The following is a 17,797-nucleotide window of genomic DNA, read 5'->3' as shown; positions in this document are numbered from 1 at the left end:
CGCCGGGCTCTAAGCCCGGCGCTTCGTTTCAGCAACTGGCTTCGGCCGTCCGGCCACGATTGAGAAAGGGCCTGAGCTCCGCAAGCGGCAGCGGCTTGCTGATCAGATAGCCTTGAACCTGATCGGCTCCGAAGCGACGCAGCTGACCGAGCTGAGCGGCGCCCTCCACCCCTTCGGCTACCACCTCCAGACCCAGGTCATGCGCGAGGCTGATCATCGCGCGCACCAGTCGCCCATTCTGGGGGCGCGCCGCCATCTGACCGACAAAACTCTTGTCAATCTTGAGCAGACTGATCGGTAGTCGACTCAGGTGTACGAACGAGGAGAAACCGGTACCGAAATCATCCAGCGAGAAGCGCACACCTAGCGCCGCCAGGGCGTTCATGGTGCCGCGAACCTGATCGCTGCGGCGCATCACTGCGGTTTCAGTGAGTTCGAACTCCAGCCAATGCGGATCCACACCGCGCTCCTCGATCAGCCGCTTCAGGGTTGCCAGCAACTGGCTGTCCTGAAACTGGCGGAACGATAGGTTGACGGCCATATGCAGCTCGCCTGCACCGCTTTCGCGTAGGCTTTGCATGTCGCGCAGCGCCCGCGCGATCACCCAGTAGCCGAGCGGCACAATCAAGCCGCTTTCTTCGGCCATGGGGATAAATTCGTCTGGCCCAAGAAGACCACGCTCGGCGTGCGGCCAGCGCACCAGCGCCTCCATACCAACGATGCGGCCGGTGTCGATGCAGAGTCGCGGCTGATAGTGCAGCTCAAGGTCATCGCGCCGCAGCGCCCGACGCAGCTCGCCTTCCAGATCAGCAAGGTGACTGGCGCTGCGGTTGACCCGCTCATTGTAGAGATACCAGGAACAGCCTTGACTCGCCTTGGCTTGGCGCATGGCCACCTGCGCCAGCCAGAGCAGTTGGTCCGGGTCCGTATCGGCCTTCGCATTCGCCAGCCCAAGACTGCAGCCGAGCATCAGGGTGTCGCCGTCAATCCAGTAGGGCTCGGCCAGTGCCTCGACAATTCGGTCAGCGATCCGATCAGCGCGATCAGGCTGCCGCTCGGTATCGAGCAACAATGCAAACTCGTCGCCACCCAGGCGGGCCAGGGTGTCACCCACTTCCAGCTGTGCCTTCAGGCGCGCCACGACTTGCAGAATCAGACGGTCGCCAGCCTGATGCCCCAGCGCATCGTTGACCCGGCGAAAGTTATCCAGATCCAGGCACCCAAGCGTCAGTCCTTCTCCTTCGTGCTCGGCCAGGCGCGATGCAAGCAATGCCTGAAACCCTTGGCGATTGGCAATGCCAGTCAGCGGGTCCTGCACGGCCAGCCTTTGCAGGGCGCCCTCCAAGTTGCACCGTTCGCGGGCATAGCGCACACAACGCCGCAGCATGTCGGTACTCAAACGGGGACCGGGAAGCCAGTCGATGACGCCTTCCGGCAGCTCCGCGGGCTCGTCTTCGAGCAACAAAACGGTAGGCCAGGGGAAGTGCGCCGAGGCGGGGCGACAGCCCGGCGTGGCAATCAACAAGGCGTGACCGGACTCGGCAAGCAGATCGATGGCGGCCGACCAGTCTTCAGCCACGCTCAGCCGATGGCGGCCGCGCACGGACGACAGGGCAACCTGAAGCTCTTCGGTCCACGTGGGCACATCGGCCAGCAGAACCAGACGCATGGGTTGTATAGAAGATGTCACGGTGTTTCCCCGGTTCGTACGGAGCAGAAGGCAGTATTGCCACCTCGACGGTTACACCTCCCTGTGTGAAGCGGGGCGGCAAGCTGAGCAGCCTAAAGCGGGCGCCGCGGCGCATAGACTAGAGCATTGCAATGGATAACCCAGCCTCGCTGGCGACGACCGGTAGCCGCAGCCGGTCGACAGCACCAATTCACAGCCATAGCCCTGCTAAACTCTCGCCCCCGTTTCGATAGACCAAACGACGATGTCCCGACTCAATCCCCGGCAGCAGGAAGCCGTGAACTACGTCGGCGGCCCCATGCTGGTGCTCGCCGGCGCCGGCTCCGGCAAGACCAGCGTGATCACTCGCAAGATCGCCTACCTGATCCAGCAATGTGGCATTCGCGCTCAGTACATCGTCGCCGTGACCTTCACCAACAAGGCCGCCCGCGAGATGAAGGAGCGCGTCAGCAGCCTGCTACGCGGCGGAGAAGGCCGCGGCCTGACGGTCTCGACCTTTCATAACCTCGGTCTGAACATCATTCGCAAGGAATACGCCAAGTTGGGTTACAAGCCCGGCTTTTCAATCTTCGACGAAGGTGACATCAAGGCGCTGCTGACCGACATCATGCAGAAGGAATACGCCGGCGATGACGGCGTGGACGAGATCAAGGGCTACATCGGCAGCTGGAAGAATGACCTGATCATTCCTGAAGAGGCGCTGGCCAATGCTCGCAATCCGAAGGAACAAACCGCGGCCATCGTCTATACGCACTATCAGCGCACGCTCAAGGCGTACAACGCGGTGGATTTCGACGACCTCATCATGCAGCCGGTGAAGCTGTTCCAGAACCACCCCGAGGTGTTGGAGAAGTGGCGCAACAAGGTCCGCTACATGCTGGTGGACGAGTATCAGGACACCAACGCCAGCCAGTACCTGCTGGTGAAGCTGCTGGTGCAGGAGCGCGCGCATTTCACCGTAGTGGGCGACGACGACCAGTCGATCTACGCCTGGCGCGGCGCACGGCCGGAAAACCTGATGCAGCTGAAGGATGACTTTCCCTCGCTGAAGGTGGTGATGCTCGAGCAGAACTACCGCTCCACCAGTCGCATCCTTAAATGCGCGAACGTGCTGATCGCCAATAACCCGCACGCCTTCGAGAAACAGCTTTGGTCGGAGATGGGTCATGGCGACGCGATCCGCGTGATTCGTTGCCGCAACGAGGAAGCCGAGGCCGAGCGTGTGGCCATGGAAATCCTCACCCTGCACCTGAAGACCCAGCGGCCCTACAGTGATTTCGCCATCCTCTACCGCGGCAACTACCAGGCCAAGCTGATCGAGCTGAAGCTGCAGCACCACCAGATTCCCTATCGCCTGTCCGGCGGCACCAGTTTCTTTGCTCGCCAGGAAGTAAAAGACCTAATGAGCTACTTCCGCTTGCTGGTCAATCCGGACGACGACAATGCCTTCCTTCGCGTGATCAACGTGCCGCGCCGGGAAATCGGTTCTACCACCCTGGAAAAACTCGGCAACTACGCCACCGCGCGCAAGATTTCCATGTATACCGCCTGCGACGAGATGGGGCTGGGCGAGCATCTGGACAGCCGCTTCACTGATCGCCTGTCACGCTTCAAGCGCTACATGGACAACCTGCGCATGCAGTGCGCGCAGAACGACCCGATCGCTGCGCTGCGCAGTATGGTCATGGATATTGACTACGAGACCTGGGTGCGTGGACAGACGTCCAGTGACAAGGCCGCCGACTTCCGCATGGGCAACGTCTGGTTCCTCATCGATGCGCTGAAAAACACGCTGGAGAAAGACGAAGAAGGCGAGATGACCATCGAGGAAGCCATCGCCAAACTGGTGCTGCGCGACATGCTCGAACGTCAGCAGGAAGAGGAAGAAGGCGCTGACGGCGTGCAGATGATGACCCTGCATGCATCCAAGGGGCTGGAGTTTCCGTACGTGTTCATCCTTGGCATGGAGGAAGAAATCCTCCCGCACCGCTCCAGCATCGAAGCCGACACCATCGAGGAAGAACGCCGCCTGGCCTACGTCGGCATCACCCGGGCGCGGCAGAACCTGGCCATGACCTTTGCCGCCAAGCGCAAGCAGTACGGGGAAATCATCGAATGCATGCCCAGCCGCTTCCTCGACGAGCTGCCCCAGGAAGACCTGGAGTGGGAAGGCCAGGAAGACGCGCCGGTAGAGGTGAAAGCCGCGCGCGGCAACGATGCACTGGCAGCGATGCGGGCGATGTTGAAGAAGTAGCGGCGCCTGCACGACTCAAGCAAACGTAGGGTGGATCACGCTTCACCGATCCACCGATCCACCAGGCGACGGCACCGGTTGCGCTCCACCAATTCGTGGGGCGCGATTCACTGAGCGGAATCACGGTGGATGAAAAGAGCGTCATCCACCCTTGTATCTCGACTACCACGCTATGTTGGGGTGATAGTTCCCGACTGATCATCGGGGGAAGGTCAGAAAGCCGTATCCACCCTTAGGCTTTGAGCCTGCGACGTAGATAGCGCTGCGGCCTTCCATACTCACTCTTACAGCTCGAACGGTATCCAGAGCCCGCCTCCGGCGAGAGCTCGCATCAGCAAGGTAGAGCTGAGTGAAGTATTGATCTTTCTGAACCAGCAGGAGGAGTTCTTATGCCCAGCGTCATCGGCATCGATATCGCCAAACGCACGTTCGACATCGCCACCCAGCAGCCCAATGGCAAGTACCGCACCAAGGCCAAATTGCCTAACGAGGTGGCCGGTTTCGAAGCGCTCCAGCAGTGGCTGCTCAAGCACGCCAATGCCCAAGCCTGGATCGTGATGGAAGCGACCGGCGCTTACCATGAAGCGCTCGCGACCTGGCTTCACGATAAAGGCTATCAGGTCTGCGTGCTCAATCCTGCACAGGTCGCCTATTACGCTCGAAGCCAGCTCCAGCGCGTAAAGACCGACAAAGTCGACGCCAAACTCATCGCTGAGTATGGCGAGCGGCACCAGAGCGATCTGCGGGCCTGGCAGCCTGAGCCTCCCGCCGTCCGGCGCTTGAAAGCATTAGTGCGGCGCTTGGAGGATCTGCAGGAGATCCAACAAATGGAACGCAACCGCTTGGATCTGGCCGACGCTAGTGTGCAGGCTTCAATCTACTCAGTGCTGCACCATGTCGAGCGGCAGATCGGAGAGACGCTCCGTGCGATCCGAGACCACATCGATGATGACCCGGACCTGCGCAACAAACGCGACCTGCTGACCAGCATTGATGGCATCGGCGATCGTTCCGCAGCCCTGTTGCTGGCTGAGCTGGGCGATCCGTTACGCTTCGCCAGCTCACGCGCGATCACCGCTTATGCCGGGCTGAACCCCCGCCTTCAGGAGTCTGGCTCCTACAAAGGCCAGACGCGCATATCCCGCACAGGATCGTCTCGCTTGAGGGCTGGGCTCTACATGCCGGCGGTCTGCTCGCTCACACACAACCCGGCCATTAGTGCTCTACGCGAGCGTCTGAGTGCAAAAGGAAAATCCGGAAAACAAATCGTCTGTGCAGCGATGCGCAAGCTGCTGCACATCGCCTATGGGGTACTTAAATCGGGCCAGCGTTTCGACCCTCAACTGGCCCTTGCTCGGTAATGGGGAAGACGGTATCTACCTGCTGACGACACCCGCAACATCGAACGGCGCTGCTGCGCTTTATGTAGGAGCGAGCTTGCTCGCGATCATGGCATTCGCGGGGCCGCGGATCGCCAGCAAGCTGGCTCCTACAGTCAGGCTGGGGCCGTCTTGTCGTTTGGCATACAGCGTGGGCTATCAGCCGGATACGATCGCCTCCAGCTCCTTCGCCGCAGCGCGCAGGCGGGGCACGAAGGCGAGCAGTGACTCCATCGAACAGCGAATCACCGGAGCATGGGTGAACAGACAGGCGCTCAATTCGCCGCGGGCATCGCGCACCGGGACGGCGCAGGCGACCATGCCGTCGATGAACTCCTCCGAATCGGTGGCCAGATCCTCTTCCCGTATCCGCACCAGGTCGTCACGTAAGGCACTCAGATCGGTGACCGTATTTCGCGCCATCTGCCGGATCGGCAGCCTGGGCAGGATGCGCTCCAGCTGGTCGTCCGGCAGCGAGGCAAGGTAAAGCTTGCCGCTGGCCGTGCACCAGAGCGGCGTATGACTGCCGATGGGTAGGTTGATCTGCAACGGCCAATTGGTCTGCACGCGATCAAAATAGAGCATGTCCAGGCCATCCGGCACCGACAAGCCGCAGGTTTCCCCGATCTCATCGGACAACTGCCGCAGGATCGCCTGACGCAGCGCCTTGTGGCGGCCGCTGCCCAGGATATTCACCGCCGTCGCATGCAGCCGATCGCCCGGCAGCAGACCGCCCTTGAGGCCAAACTGCAGGAAGCCCTCTTTCTCCAGCGTCTGCACCAAGCGGTGGGCGCTCGGCTTGGGGATGTCCAGCTTGTCCGCCAATGCACTGGGGGTCAGCGGCTCCGCAGCGCTGGCTACGGCTTCGATGATCTCGAGCACGCGGGTAATGGATGAACCTTTTTCACGGGGGGTACTGCGCATCACCAACCCTGCAGTCAGAAAGAAATAAAGCGCGCCGCGGCGCGAAGTCGTGTCACGACCGATGCAAACTTTGAACACGCTGATGGGCTGAAGCCCACCAGAAGTAGACAGCAATGCATTCAACTTCGTGGATGGCGCCAGCGGCCCCCACCGGCGCGGCACCCGGTTAAAGAGCCTGCAGGCCAATTGGTGGGCTGAAGCCCACCCTACTATGCGGATCGAGAATCCGCGCCCGCCCGTGCTAGGCAAACCCGTAGGATGGGCTTCAGCCCACCAAAACGAGCACAAGCCGACCTACCAAACGCTTACTTCATCGTTGGCATGGAGAAATCCGTCCCGGCACGGATCCCGGTCGGCCAGCGCCGGGTCACGGTTTTCATCCGGGTGAAAAAGCGCACACCGTCCGGGCCATGCATGTTCAGCGGACCGAAGATCGAGCGCTTCCAGCCACCGAAGCAATGGAAGGCCATCGGCACCGGGATTGGCACGTTGACGCCGACCATACCCACCTTGACCTCTTCCTCGTACTGTCGCGCGGTGTCGCCGTCGCGGGTGAAGATCGAGGTGCCGTTGCCGAACTCGTGGTCGTTGACCAGCTTAAGCGCCTCGTCGAAGGCGTTGACGCGCACGACCGCCAAGACGGGCCCGAAGATTTCCTCCTTGTAGATACGCATCTGCGGTGTCACCCGGTCGAACAGTGTCGGACCGACATAAAAGCCGTTCTCGTAACCCTCGACCTTCAACCCGCGCCCGTCGCAGACCAGCGTGGCGCCCTCCTCCACACCCAGATCGATGTAGCCGGACACCTTCTGCTGATGCTCGCGTGTGACCAGCGGCCCCATGTGCGGCTCGGGTTCGACGCCCGTGCCCGGGCCGGTGCGCATCTGGCTGATTTCGCCTTTGAGCATCTCGACCAGATTGTCAGCCACCTCGTCACCCACACAGACTGCCACTGAAATCGCCATGCAGCGTTCGCCGGCCGAGCCATACGCGGCGCCCATCAGCGAGCTAACCACTTGCTGCGGATCGGCGTCGGGCATGATCACCATGTGGTTCTTCGCCCCGCCCAGAGCCTGGCAGCGCTTGCCGTGGGCCGAGGCAGTGCTGTAGATGTACTCGGCGATGGGCGTCGAGCCGACGAAGCTCACCGACTGTACGCGCTCGTCGGTCAGCAGCACGTCCACGGCCTCCTTGTCGCCATTGACGATATTTAGCACGCCCGCCGGCAGGCCGGCCTCCGCCAGCAGCTCGCCGAGCAGCATGGTCGCGCTCGGGTCCTTTTCCGACGGCTTGAGGACGAAGGTGTTACCGCAGGCGATGGCCACCGGCAGCATCCACAGCGGCACCATGGCCGGGAAGTTGAAAGGCGTGATGCCGACACAGACGCCCAGCGGCTGCATCAGCGAGTTGGAATCGATATCGCGCCCGACGTTGGGCGAGAACTCGCCCTTGAGCAGGTGCGGAATGCCGCAGGCGAACTCCACCACTTCGAGGCCGCGGGTCACTTCGCCCTGGGCATCGGAGAACACCTTGCCGTGCTCCAGCGAGATCAGCCGTGCGACGTCGTCGCGACGCGCTTCGAGCAAGGCCTTAAAGCGAAACATGACGCGAGCACGGACCAGCGGGGGCGTCTTCGACCAGCCTTCGAACGCGGCTTGGGCGGCAGCGACGGCTTCACGGGTTTCCTCAGCCGAAGACAGCGAGACGTAAAGACGTGGCTCTCCGGTAGCCGGGTTGTAGACGGTCGAATGGCGTTCGGAGCGGCCAGCGACGGCCTCGTTGTTGATCAGGTTACCGAGGGTCTGCATGGGTCACTCCTGGTTCCAGACGGTTTCGTATAGGTCGATGATTTCAGCTTCGGTGGGCACCCGCGGGTTGTTGCCGGGCGAACCCGAGGCCAGCGCCTGTTTTGCCATGGTTTGGCGCAGTTCGAAGAAGCGCTCGCGGGTGATGCCGAACTGCTCGGGGCTGGGCACCTGCAGTTCCTTGTTGATCGCGCGCAGCTCGGTCAGCAGCTTTTCGTTGGCTGCCTCGACGGTGTCGCCCTCGCCCGCCACCCCCATGGCACGCGCGCAGTCGGCATAACGCTCCGGTGCGGCGGGAATCGAAAACGCCGTGATCGCCGGCAGCAGCATGGCGTTGGACAGCCCGTGCGGCACATGGAAAAACGCACCGATGGGCCGGCTCATGCCGTGGACCAGCGCCACCGAGGCGTTGGAGAAGGCAATGCCAGCCAGGGTCGCACCCAACATCATTGCCTCGCGGGCCTGGCGGTTGCTCGGCACGTGATAGGCCGCACGCAGATTCGGCGCCAGCAAGCGCATGGCCTGCAGGGCCTGGGCATCGCTGTAGAGGCTGGCCTTGCGGCTGACGTAAGCCTCGATGGCGTGGGTCAGCGCGTCGATGCCGGTATCGGCAGTAACCCGCGGCGGCAGCGACAGGGTCAGTTCGTAATCGATCAGCGCGGCGACCGGCATGAAGCCGAGGCCGGCGCAGAGCAGTTTCTCGTCGCTGGTTTCGTCGGTGATGATGGTGAAACGGGTCGCTTCCGAGCCGGTGCCCGCCGTGGTTGGGACGGCGATCAGTGGCAGGCCCGCCTCGCTGACATCACGTGGGAAGCGGTAATCGCGTATCTCGCCGCCAAATTTGCCTAGGATGCCGATGGCCTTGGCCGAATCGATGGGGCTGCCGCCACCGAGGGCGATGATCGAATCGTAATCACCCTGACGCACCATTTCGACGCCGGCACGAATCGATGCCGCAGTCGGCTCCGGCAGCGTGTCAGCAAAGCAGTCGCTGGGAATATCCGCGTTGGCCAGGATCTCGCTGATTCGGGCGACATAGCCCAGCTCGACCATCATCCGGTCGGTCACGATCAGTGGTCGTTTGCAACCAAGGTTATGCAGCACGGAGACGATCTGCTGGCTGGCGCCGGGGCCGACTTCCATCAGGCGCGGCAGGACGATGCGATGGCTCATTGGCTTCTCCGATAGGGTTCGCGCTGCGCTCGGACAGGTCGAAATGCCAGCCAGATGAGGCGCTATGTGAACGGATTGCGTGAGAAAACTTCAGGTCTCGATTGAGAAAGTTCGTCTCAGGTGGCTTGGAGACTAGAAACAATGACGGCAGGCGTCAACCTAAAACGAGACGTTTATTCTCGTTATCGGAGCTGGTGGCCAGGCCCGTATGGATACTTGGTGAACGTGACAAGGGAGAGGGACCGGATCGCCAGCAAGCTGGCTCCTACAGGAATGTGGGGTTTGTTATGCCACAGCCGCACTGAACCCCAGCCTTTTCCGAGCGTAATTAGATCGTCAGCGCGGGGCCCCCTACAGACCACGAGCGGCTGACGACGCGGGCTTTTCGTAGGAGCCAGCTTGCTGGCGATCAGCTGCACTAAGAACGGGACAGCGCCTGACCGAGCAGACGCTGCAACAGGCCGTCGCCCTCAGCCTGTAAGCGCGTTCGAGCTTGCGCAACCTGATCGCGGCTGGCAGCGTCTTCGATACTTGCCATATCCGCATCCACGTTAATCAAGGCTGCGCTGAGCCCGGCATGAATGAGCACGGCGCCGGCCTGGGCATCGCTTTGCACGTTCGGGTCGGTACATGGCCAAGCATCAACCGCCAGCTCGAGCGCCTCCAAGCAGCAATGCGCCAAAGCCAGCGGCACGGCACAGGCCTGACGAGACGCGGCCTGCTTCTGTTCGGGCTCACCGTTCCGCGCAGCGTTCAGGTAGTCCCCGAAAGCCTGGACATCATCATCCGCAAACGCGCCGGGCCTGCCCAACAGTGCTTCCGCCGCTTGCAACAGCGCGCGGCGAGTCGGATCGGACCCGTGGGCCTCGCTGATACGCAGCCCCTTGAGTACCAACGCAAGCCCGATGTCGGCCGTAACAGCGGCGGTCGCACCGCAACCGGGCGTTGGCTGGTTGGCCGCCGTAGCCGCCCTGAAATCGGCCAGCCGTTGCGTCCAGATGCTCGCCTCATCGCTCATCCGGTCGATCCGTCAGCTAGCCTGCGCATTACCGTCGCCCCAATGGAGCAGCACGTCGAGCATGCGGTTGGAGAAGGCCCATTCGTTGTCGTACCAGGCCAGTACTTTGACCAGGTCGCCCTGTACGCGCGTGTGGCTGAGGTCGGCCACGCACGAGGTCGGATGGCCGAAGAAGTCGCGCGAGACCAGCGGCAGATCGTTGCACTCCATGACGCCGAGCGGCATTTTCTGGGCGCCTTCCCGGAGGATCTGGTTGATTGCCTCAACGCTTCCCGGTGCACGCTCGGCGGTGAAGGTGAGGTCCACCAGCGACACGTTTGGTGTCGGCACCCGAACCGCCAGCCCGTCCAGACGCCCGGCCAGCTCGGGCAACACCAGACCGATAGCCTTGGCCGCACCGGTGGTCGACGGAATAATCGATTCGGCTGCGGCACGGGCGCGGTAGAGATCCTTGTGCGCCTTGTCCAGCAGGCTCTGGTCATTCGTGTAGGAGTGCACCGTGTTCAGCAGGCCCTGGCGGATCCCCACTGACTCATGTAGCACCTTGGCCAGCGGCGCCAGGCAATTGGTGGTGCAGGAGGCATTGGAGATCACACGATGGCTGCTGTCGAGCAGCTCATGGTTGACGCCGTAGACGACCGTCAGATCAGCGCCGTCCAATGGGTGCGAGGCGAACACCCGCTGGGCACCGGCCTGCAGGTGCTGATCGATCAGGTCGCGCTTCTTGAATTTCCCCGAGCACTCCAGCACCACGTCGACACCTAGCTGTTTCCACGGCAGCTGCGTCGGATCGCGTTCCTGGAGCAGGCGGATCGACTGGCCACGGATCTGCATCACGTCATCGCGCAAATCGACCTGCCCGTGGAAACGGCCGAAGGTGGTATCGAAGCGCGTCAGATGCGCCATCGCCGAGCGCTCGCTGAGGTCGTTGATCGCTTCGATATGGATCTGGTTTTCCAGGTTTCGCTCGAACAGGGCTCGCAGTACAGCTCGGCCGATACGGCCGTAGCCATTGATAGCAACTCGCAACATGGTGCTCTCCTGGGTCGTTGAGGCTGGTGAAGGTTAGTCGGAGTATCCGCAGTCGCGTTCAGTACCGTCCGACGGAGATCAATGAACCGGGGAAACCCAGCCACCGCTCGTCAGTCGTAACTCTCACAGGCCCGTTGCGCCGGGCTTGCCGACACCGGAAAAGGGCCACGAGCAATGAGCGAGTCATTCCCAGCACCCTGGTGGAAAGGCGCCACCATTTATCAGATCTATCCAAGGTCCTTCGCTGACAGCAACGGCGACGGCATTGGCGACCTCAACGGCGTACTGCAGCATCTCGACCATCTGCAGCAGCTCGGCGTCGACGCACTGTGGCTGTCGCCGATCTTCCGCTCGCCGATGGCCGACGCCGGCTACGACATCAGCGATTACTGCGACATCGACCCCCTGTTCGGTTCGCTGAGCGATATTGATCGGCTGATCACCGAAGCCCACGCCCGCGGCATTCGCGTACTGCTTGATTTCGTGCCCAATCACACCTCCGATGAACACCCCTGGTTCGTCGAGTCGCGCAGCTCGCGGGACAACCCGAAGCGCGACTGGTACATCTGGCGTGACGAGCCCAACAACTGGCGTGCCGCGCTGGGCGCCGGCAGCGCCTGGACCTGGGACGAGCAGACCCAGCAGTACTACCTGCACCTGTTCCTCGCCAAGCAGCCGGATCTGAACTGGCGCAACCCCGAAGTGGTGGAGGCGATGCACGACGTGCTGCGCTTCTGGCTCGATCGCGGCATCGACGGTTTTCGCATCGACGTCATCCACTGCACCGGCAAGGATCCGATCTTCGCCGACGACCCGCGCTGCCAGGCCGGCCAACCGCTGTCGGACTTCAACGACCAGCCCTACAGCCACGAAGTGCTGCGCGGATTGCGCAAGCTGGTCGACAGCTACCCCGGCGATCGCATGCTGGTGGGCGAGGTGAATATCCGCTCCACCGAGCGCGTGCTGCAGTACTACGGCGCCGGCGACGAGCTGCACCTGGCCTTCAACTTCAACCCGCTCGACGCGCCCTGGGACCCGGTGCTGTTTCGCACCTGCATCCGCGACGTGCAGCATTGGCTGCAACCGGCCGGCGCCTGGCCCACCTGGGTACTGTCCAACCACGACAACGTGCGCCAGCGCAGCCGCTATCAAGGCTCCGAACAGGCCTCCCGTGCCGCCGCAGTGCTGCTGCTGACCTTGCGTGGTACGCCCTTCATCTATCAGGGCGAGGAGCTGGGGCTGGAAGACGCGGTGATCACTGCCGAGACCCGTGTCGATCCGGGCGGCCGTGACGGTTGCCGGGCGCCGATTCCCTGGCAAGCTGAGCCGCCGCATGGCTGGGACGGCGCTGCACCCTGGCTGCCCTTCCCACCCGAGGCCGACGAACTGGCGGCCGAGCGCCAGACCGGCGCGGTGAATTCGATATTTGCGCTCTACCAGCGCTTGCTCGCCGCGCGCAAGGCCAGCCCGGCGCTGCACCACGGCGATTTCGCAGAGCTGCCATCGCACCCTGATGTTCTGGCCTACCACCGACAGCAGGGCGACGACTGCCGCCTGGTCTGCATCAATTTTGCCGATCACCCACACGCGTTCCCCCAAAGCGCCCATTGGCTGGTGGAGATCGCCAGCGATGGCGTCGGGGAAGGCGAACCCTTTAATGGCAATTTGTCAGCCGGGCAGGCGCTGGTCCTGCGCCCGGCGGAGAGCTGAGCATGCGTCCACTCTGGTATCGCAACGCGGTGATCTATCAGGTCGATCCCGCACTCTTCCGTGACAGCAACGGCGACGGCTGCGGCGACTTGCGCGGCATCACTGAACGACTGGACTACATCCGCGGCCTAGGGGCCACCGCCGTCTGGATCATGCCCTGCTACGCTTCGCCGTTCCTCGACGCCGGCTACGACGTCACCGACCACCTGCAGATCGCCCCGCAATTCGGTGATCTGGCTGACATGGTGGCGCTGCTGGAAAAGGCCGAGGAGCTCGGCCTACACGTGATCGTCGAACTGCTGGTGCAACACACCTCCAGCGAGCACAAATGGTTCCAGGAGGCGCGCCGCGACCGAAATTCGCCGTACCGCGACTACTACATCTGGGCAGATGAGCCGGACACTTCGATGGCGCCGATCTTTCCGACGGTCGAAGACAGTATCTGGACCTGGGATGAGGAAGCCGGCCAGTACTACCGCCACCTGTTCTACAAGCACGAGCCGGACCTGGACCTCGCCAACCCGCGGGTCATTCACGAAATCGAGCGGATCATGTCGTTCTGGCTGCGCCTGGGTGTGTCCGGCTTTCGCATCGATGCGGCGGTACACATGGTGCGCCAGGCCGGTGGTGGGGATCTGAAAAAGGGCTACTGGCTGCTGGAACACATGCGCGACTTCGTCACCATGCGCCGCCCGGAAACCGTACTGCTCGGCGAGATCGACACCGACCCGGAAAAGTATGTCGAGTACTTCGGGGACGAGGCGGACCGCGTCACCCTGCTGCTGGATTTCTGGACCAACAACCACCTCTTCCTGGCGCTGGCCCGGCAACAGGCCGAACCGCTGGTTCGCGCCTTGAACAGCCAACCGCTGCCACCCAGCCATTCGCAGTACGCACTGTGGATTCGCAACCATGACGAGCTGAGCCTGGATCGGCTGAAAGAAGATGAGCGCAACGAGGTCATGGACACCTTTGCCCCCGATCCGAAGATGCGCGCGTATAACCGCGGCATTCGGCGGCGGCTCGCGCCGATGCTCGATGGCGATGAGCGCCGAATCGCTGCCACGCATGCGTTACTGTTTTCGCTGCCGGGCACACCGATCATCCGCTATGGCGAGGAAATCGGCATGGGCGACGACATGGAGCGCCCCGAGCGCCAGGCCGTGCGCACTCCGATGCAGTGGTCCAACGAGCCCAACGCCGGGTTTTCCTGCACCACCGGCGAGCTGGCGGCGCCCCTGATCGATGAAGGCCCCTTCGCCTACGAAAAGATCAATGTATTCGCCCAGACCCTGCGCAGCGATTCACTGATGGCCCGCACCGGCAACATGATCCGCACGCGGGTCGGGCTGCGTGAAATAGGTATCGGCAAGCGGCAGACGGTGCATGTCGAGGATCCGGCGGTGTTCGCCATCCGCCACGACAATGGCTCCAGCGTGCTTATGCTGGTCAACCTGGCCGACAAGGAAACCACAGTGGAAATCACCGCTGACGATCTGCAGGACATGGTCGATGTGCTCGCCGACAGCAACTACGATCAGCCCGAAGGCTCGCCGCTGAAAATCCGCCTCGGGCCGTACGGCTACCGTTGGCTGCGGCGCAAACAGCAACTGTTCGGGTAATCCAGATGCCCCACCAGCTCGATGCAACCCAATGGCGCGCCTGGCATGGAGACGACTTTCCTCACGATTGCTGGTGTGTTGCAGGCGACGAGCTCTGCGCCGTGGCCGGGTCGCGGCGCGTCGATCTGATATCCCGGCAACGCTACCGGGATTTCATCCTGCGCTTCGAATTCGCCCTGCCCTTTGCCGGCAATTCCGGTGTGTTCTGTTGCGTCGACGAAGGTGCTGATCTCAGCTGGCACAGCGGCCCGGAAATGCAGCTGCTCGATGACCGCGGCCATCCCGATGGCCGCGAACCGACGACCCGCAACGGCGCGCTCTACGGCTTGCTGCGACCTGATATCGAAACGCAGATTGAGCCCGAACAGTTCATCGAAGCGGCGTTGAGCCTTCACAACGGCGAAGTCGAGCACTGGCTGGACGGGCAACGGGTGCTGCGCTACCGGCTCGATGATCCGGCGCTGCGGGAACGCATCACCCAGAGTAAATTCAAAGACTATCCTCGCTTTGCCCAATCCTTCGAAGGCCACGTGGTGCTTCAACACCACGGCGAAGCGGCGCGTTTCCGCCGCCTGTCGATCGAAACACCGGACTGAACGGTCCACTTGGACCTGCGAGCAGAATTGAGCGAGAATGCGCGGCTTTCCAGGCTGCGGTAAGCAGTGACGGACGGATGCAGAATCGAAACGAGCTGGGCGCTCGCCTCCATGGCGCAGCGCCCAACTGGTTTTCAGCACCCCGATTCGTCAGGCAAACCCGGCCGCTCACGCTTGAGGTAGCGCGTTCGTGGAACAGCTGAAACAGAAGATCCGCAATGAAGGCATCGTACTCTCCGACCGCGTACTGAAGGTCGATGCTTTCCTGAATCATCAGATCGACCCTGTGCTGATGCAGCAGATCGGCCAGGAATTCGCTCGCCGGTTCCGCGACGAGAAGATCACCAAGATCGTCACCATCGAAGCCTCGGGCATCGCGCCAGCGATCATGGCGGGCCTGGAGCTGGGCGTGCCGGTCATTTTTGCCCGCAAGCATCAGTCGCTGACCCTGACCGATCACCTGTTGACGGCCTCGGTGTACTCCTTCACCAAGCAGGTCGAGAGCACCATCGCGATTTCCACCAATCACCTGTCGCCAAACGACCGGGTGCTGGTCATCGACGATTTCCTGGCCAACGGTAAAGCGGCCAAGGGACTGATTTCGATCATTCAGCAGGCCGGCGCGAGCATCGCCGGGCTTGGCATCGTCATCGAGAAGTCCTTCCAGGCCGGCCGGCAGGAACTTGAAGAAGCGGGCTTCCGGGTTGAATCCCTGGCTCGCGTGGCCGCCCTCAGCGACGGGCAGGTGGTGTTCGTGGAGTAAGCGCCCCGCGCCACTCCCTGAGGCTTATTCCTTACGCCACAGATCAACCAACGCGCCCTGCGTGCCGGCAACCGGATCGCTCACCGGTACGCTGACCCGCTGAGCGCGCGCCTGTGCCTCATCATGGCTGGCTTCATCCGGGCGCAGCAGATCGTACTGCTGCTCGACCGGGTAACCGCCCACCACTTCGAAATCATTGCTGGCGCTGAGCTGGCAATGACCGGTGCCGGCCGGCAGCACCAGCGCGTCGCCAGCGCGCACCTCGACTTCCTGCCCCTGCTCGCCACCGAGCATCAGCCGCGCCGAACCCCGCGAAACGCCGAGCACCTCATGAGCGGTCGAATGAAAGTGGTGATAGTCGTACACACCCGCACGCCATTGGGCCGGCCACAGATGGCTATTGAACAGATTTTCGAACGCGCTGGCGTAGTCGCTATCAGCCAGCGGCAACTGCCGGTACACCAGCACCGGATGCGAGCTGTTCGGCGTACGACCGTCGCTGGAAAAATGCAATTGCTCGGGATGCGGGGCGGAACTGGGCATGGGCACCTCATCTTCGTGCGGAGGCCTGATGTCGGTGCAGGCCCCGGGAATGGGTTTGAAGTTTCGACCCGATGCAGCGCCGCTTTTCTCCCCGCCAGACACGACAAAGCCGCCCGAAGGCGGCTTTGTCTGACCGGCTGAAGCTTAGAGCCCGGACATCTGCTTGATTGCAGCCATCAGCTCGTCATCCGAGCAGCTGGCGCAAGTGCCTTTGGGCGGCATGGCGTTGATGCCGGTGATGGCGTTGGCCAACAGCACATCGAGACCACCCTTCTCATCAGCACGCGCTTGCCAGGCAGCTGTATCGCCGACCTTCGGCGAGTTCAGCAGACCGGTGCCGTGGCAGGCGTTGCAGAACTTGCCGACCACTTCTTCACCGCTAAGCGCGCCGCCACCAGCGGCAGCAGCTGCCGGACCGGCTGCTGCGCATTCTTCCCCTTGAATACACACTTCGCCTACCGGCTTGAGGCGCTCGGCGATGTCGTCGTTGGTCGCAGCCTGAGCGCTCACTGCCCACAGGGCCAATACGGCAGTCTGTGCTACCAGGATCTTCTTAATCAGGTTCACCTTATACCCTCATGTGGCTAGACACGCCCGCGGCCACGGTATCGCGAGCGGCGGTCAGTATAACGGCAAGCCATGCCCGCCGAAACAATACGAAAGGCCCTGTCATCCCCAGCGACGCTTTGTCGCAGCGGCACCCGTCCGTCGCTTGGGCCAGCCGCACAGGTCAGAAGTTGGCCGGCGTGGTCGCGCTGATCAGCTTGGCCGGCGCATCGAACGGATTACGAAAGCGATGCGGCTTGCTGCTCTCGAAGTAGTAACTGTCGCCTGTTTCCAGCAAATAGGTCTGGCCGCTCACCGTCAGCTCTAGGCGTCCCTCGACCAGCATGCCAGCCTCTTCGCCCTGGTGCGCCAGCATATCGGTGCCGGTATCGGAGCCAGGCGGATAGGTTTCGGCGAGAAATGCGATGGCGCGACCCGGGTGCGCTTTGCCGACCAGCTTCATGCTCACCGCACCGTCGGAAATATCGATCAGCTCGCCGGCCTTGTAGACCACCTGGGTATCGCTGTCCTGCTCGAAATCAGGCGAGAAAAACTCGACCAATGACATTGGAATCCCGCTCAGCACCTTCTTCAACGAACTGATTGACGGGCTGACGCTGTTTTTCTCGATCATGGAGATCGTGCTGTTGGTGACGCCCGCACGTTTGGCGAGTTCGCGTTGGGACAGGCCCTTGAGTTTGCGGATGGTTTGCAGTCGAACGCCAACGTCCAATACGGGAGC

The 17,797-nt window shown here is 62.3% G+C and carries 15 protein-coding genes; 6 read left to right on the top strand and 9 right to left on the bottom strand.

Translation table 11 applies throughout. From position 1 onward, the window contains the following. Positions 1-28: 28 nt before the first annotated feature. On the bottom strand, positions 29-1,669 hold the full coding sequence (locus C1896_02330) for a GGDEF-domain containing protein (protein AZZ43857.1): 1,641 nt from the start codon (positions 1,667-1,669) through the stop codon (positions 29-31). 265 nt (positions 1,670-1,934) lie between these two features. Between C1896_02330 and rep the strand changes: the two genes are divergently transcribed. Continuing rightward, a complete protein-coding gene (rep, locus tag C1896_02325; protein ID AZZ43856.1) occupies positions 1,935-3,944 on the top strand; it encodes a DNA helicase Rep in 2,010 nt (669 codons plus the stop codon). Between the two features lie 389 nt (positions 3,945-4,333). Further along, positions 4,334-5,305, top strand: a complete 972-nt coding sequence (locus C1896_02320; GenBank protein ID AZZ43855.1) for an IS110 family transposase — start codon at positions 4,334-4,336, stop codon at positions 5,303-5,305. A gap of 177 nt (positions 5,306-5,482) precedes the next feature. Here C1896_02320 and C1896_02315 read toward each other — a convergent pair whose 3' ends face one another. From C1896_02315 to gap, 5 genes are all read right to left on the bottom strand, one after another. Further along, a complete protein-coding gene (locus C1896_02315; protein ID AZZ47495.1) occupies positions 5,483-6,247 on the bottom strand; it encodes an IclR family transcriptional regulator in 765 nt (254 codons plus the stop codon). A gap of 305 nt (positions 6,248-6,552) precedes the next feature. After that, positions 6,553-8,055, bottom strand: a complete 1,503-nt coding sequence (mmsA, locus tag C1896_02310; protein ID AZZ43854.1) for a methylmalonate-semialdehyde dehydrogenase (CoA acylating) — start codon at positions 8,053-8,055, stop codon at positions 6,553-6,555. A gap of 3 nt (positions 8,056-8,058) precedes the next feature. Beyond that, complete coding sequence (locus C1896_02305) at positions 8,059-9,225, bottom strand: alcohol dehydrogenase (protein AZZ43853.1); 1,167 nt, start codon at positions 9,223-9,225, stop codon at positions 8,059-8,061. A 418-nt stretch (positions 9,226-9,643) separates the two neighbouring features. Further along, on the bottom strand, positions 9,644-10,243 hold the full coding sequence (locus C1896_02300) for a hypothetical protein (GenBank protein AZZ43852.1): 600 nt from the start codon (positions 10,241-10,243) through the stop codon (positions 9,644-9,646). A gap of 12 nt (positions 10,244-10,255) precedes the next feature. Further along, entirely contained in the window at positions 10,256-11,275 is a 1,020-nt protein-coding gene (gap, locus tag C1896_02295) for a type I glyceraldehyde-3-phosphate dehydrogenase (protein ID AZZ43851.1), read from the bottom strand. A gap of 174 nt (positions 11,276-11,449) precedes the next feature. Between gap and C1896_02290 the strand changes: the two genes are divergently transcribed. The 4 genes from C1896_02290 to C1896_02275 all read left to right on the top strand — a co-directional run bounded on the left by C1896_02290 (position 11,450) and on the right by C1896_02275 (position 15,966). Then, complete coding sequence (locus C1896_02290) at positions 11,450-12,985, top strand: alpha-amylase (protein AZZ43850.1); 1,536 nt, start codon at positions 11,450-11,452, stop codon at positions 12,983-12,985. A 2-nt stretch (positions 12,986-12,987) separates the two neighbouring features. Next, positions 12,988-14,607, top strand: coding sequence for a glycosidase (locus C1896_02285; protein AZZ43849.1), 1,620 nt, complete (start codon positions 12,988-12,990; stop codon positions 14,605-14,607). Between the two features lie 5 nt (positions 14,608-14,612). Then, entirely contained in the window at positions 14,613-15,203 is a 591-nt protein-coding gene (locus C1896_02280) for a DUF1080 domain-containing protein (protein AZZ43848.1), read from the top strand. A gap of 190 nt (positions 15,204-15,393) precedes the next feature. Then, complete coding sequence (locus tag C1896_02275; protein AZZ43847.1) at positions 15,394-15,966, top strand: xanthine phosphoribosyltransferase; 573 nt, start codon at positions 15,394-15,396, stop codon at positions 15,964-15,966. A gap of 24 nt (positions 15,967-15,990) precedes the next feature. On the opposite strand, the gene C1896_02270 is transcribed toward C1896_02275, so the two are convergent. The 3 genes from C1896_02270 to C1896_02260 form a co-directional block, all read right to left on the bottom strand. Then, a complete protein-coding gene (locus tag C1896_02270; GenBank protein AZZ43846.1) occupies positions 15,991-16,509 on the bottom strand; it encodes a DNA-binding protein in 519 nt (172 codons plus the stop codon). Between the two features lie 144 nt (positions 16,510-16,653). Next, complete coding sequence (locus C1896_02265; protein AZZ43845.1) at positions 16,654-17,076, bottom strand: cytochrome c5 family protein; 423 nt, start codon at positions 17,074-17,076, stop codon at positions 16,654-16,656. 163 nt (positions 17,077-17,239) lie between these two features. After that, positions 17,240-17,788 (bottom strand): cupin domain-containing protein, encoded by a 549-nt coding sequence (locus C1896_02260; protein ID AZZ43844.1) that lies wholly within the window; start codon positions 17,786-17,788, stop codon positions 17,240-17,242. Positions 17,789-17,797: the final 9 nt, after the last annotated feature.

This window comes from Pseudomonadaceae bacterium SI-3, from assembly GCA_004010935.1.
Classification (GTDB): Bacteria; Pseudomonadota; Gammaproteobacteria; order Pseudomonadales; family Pseudomonadaceae; genus Stutzerimonas.
Note: the sequence above shows the minus strand (reverse complement) of the source record. Positions and strands in the feature narration are given on the sequence as shown.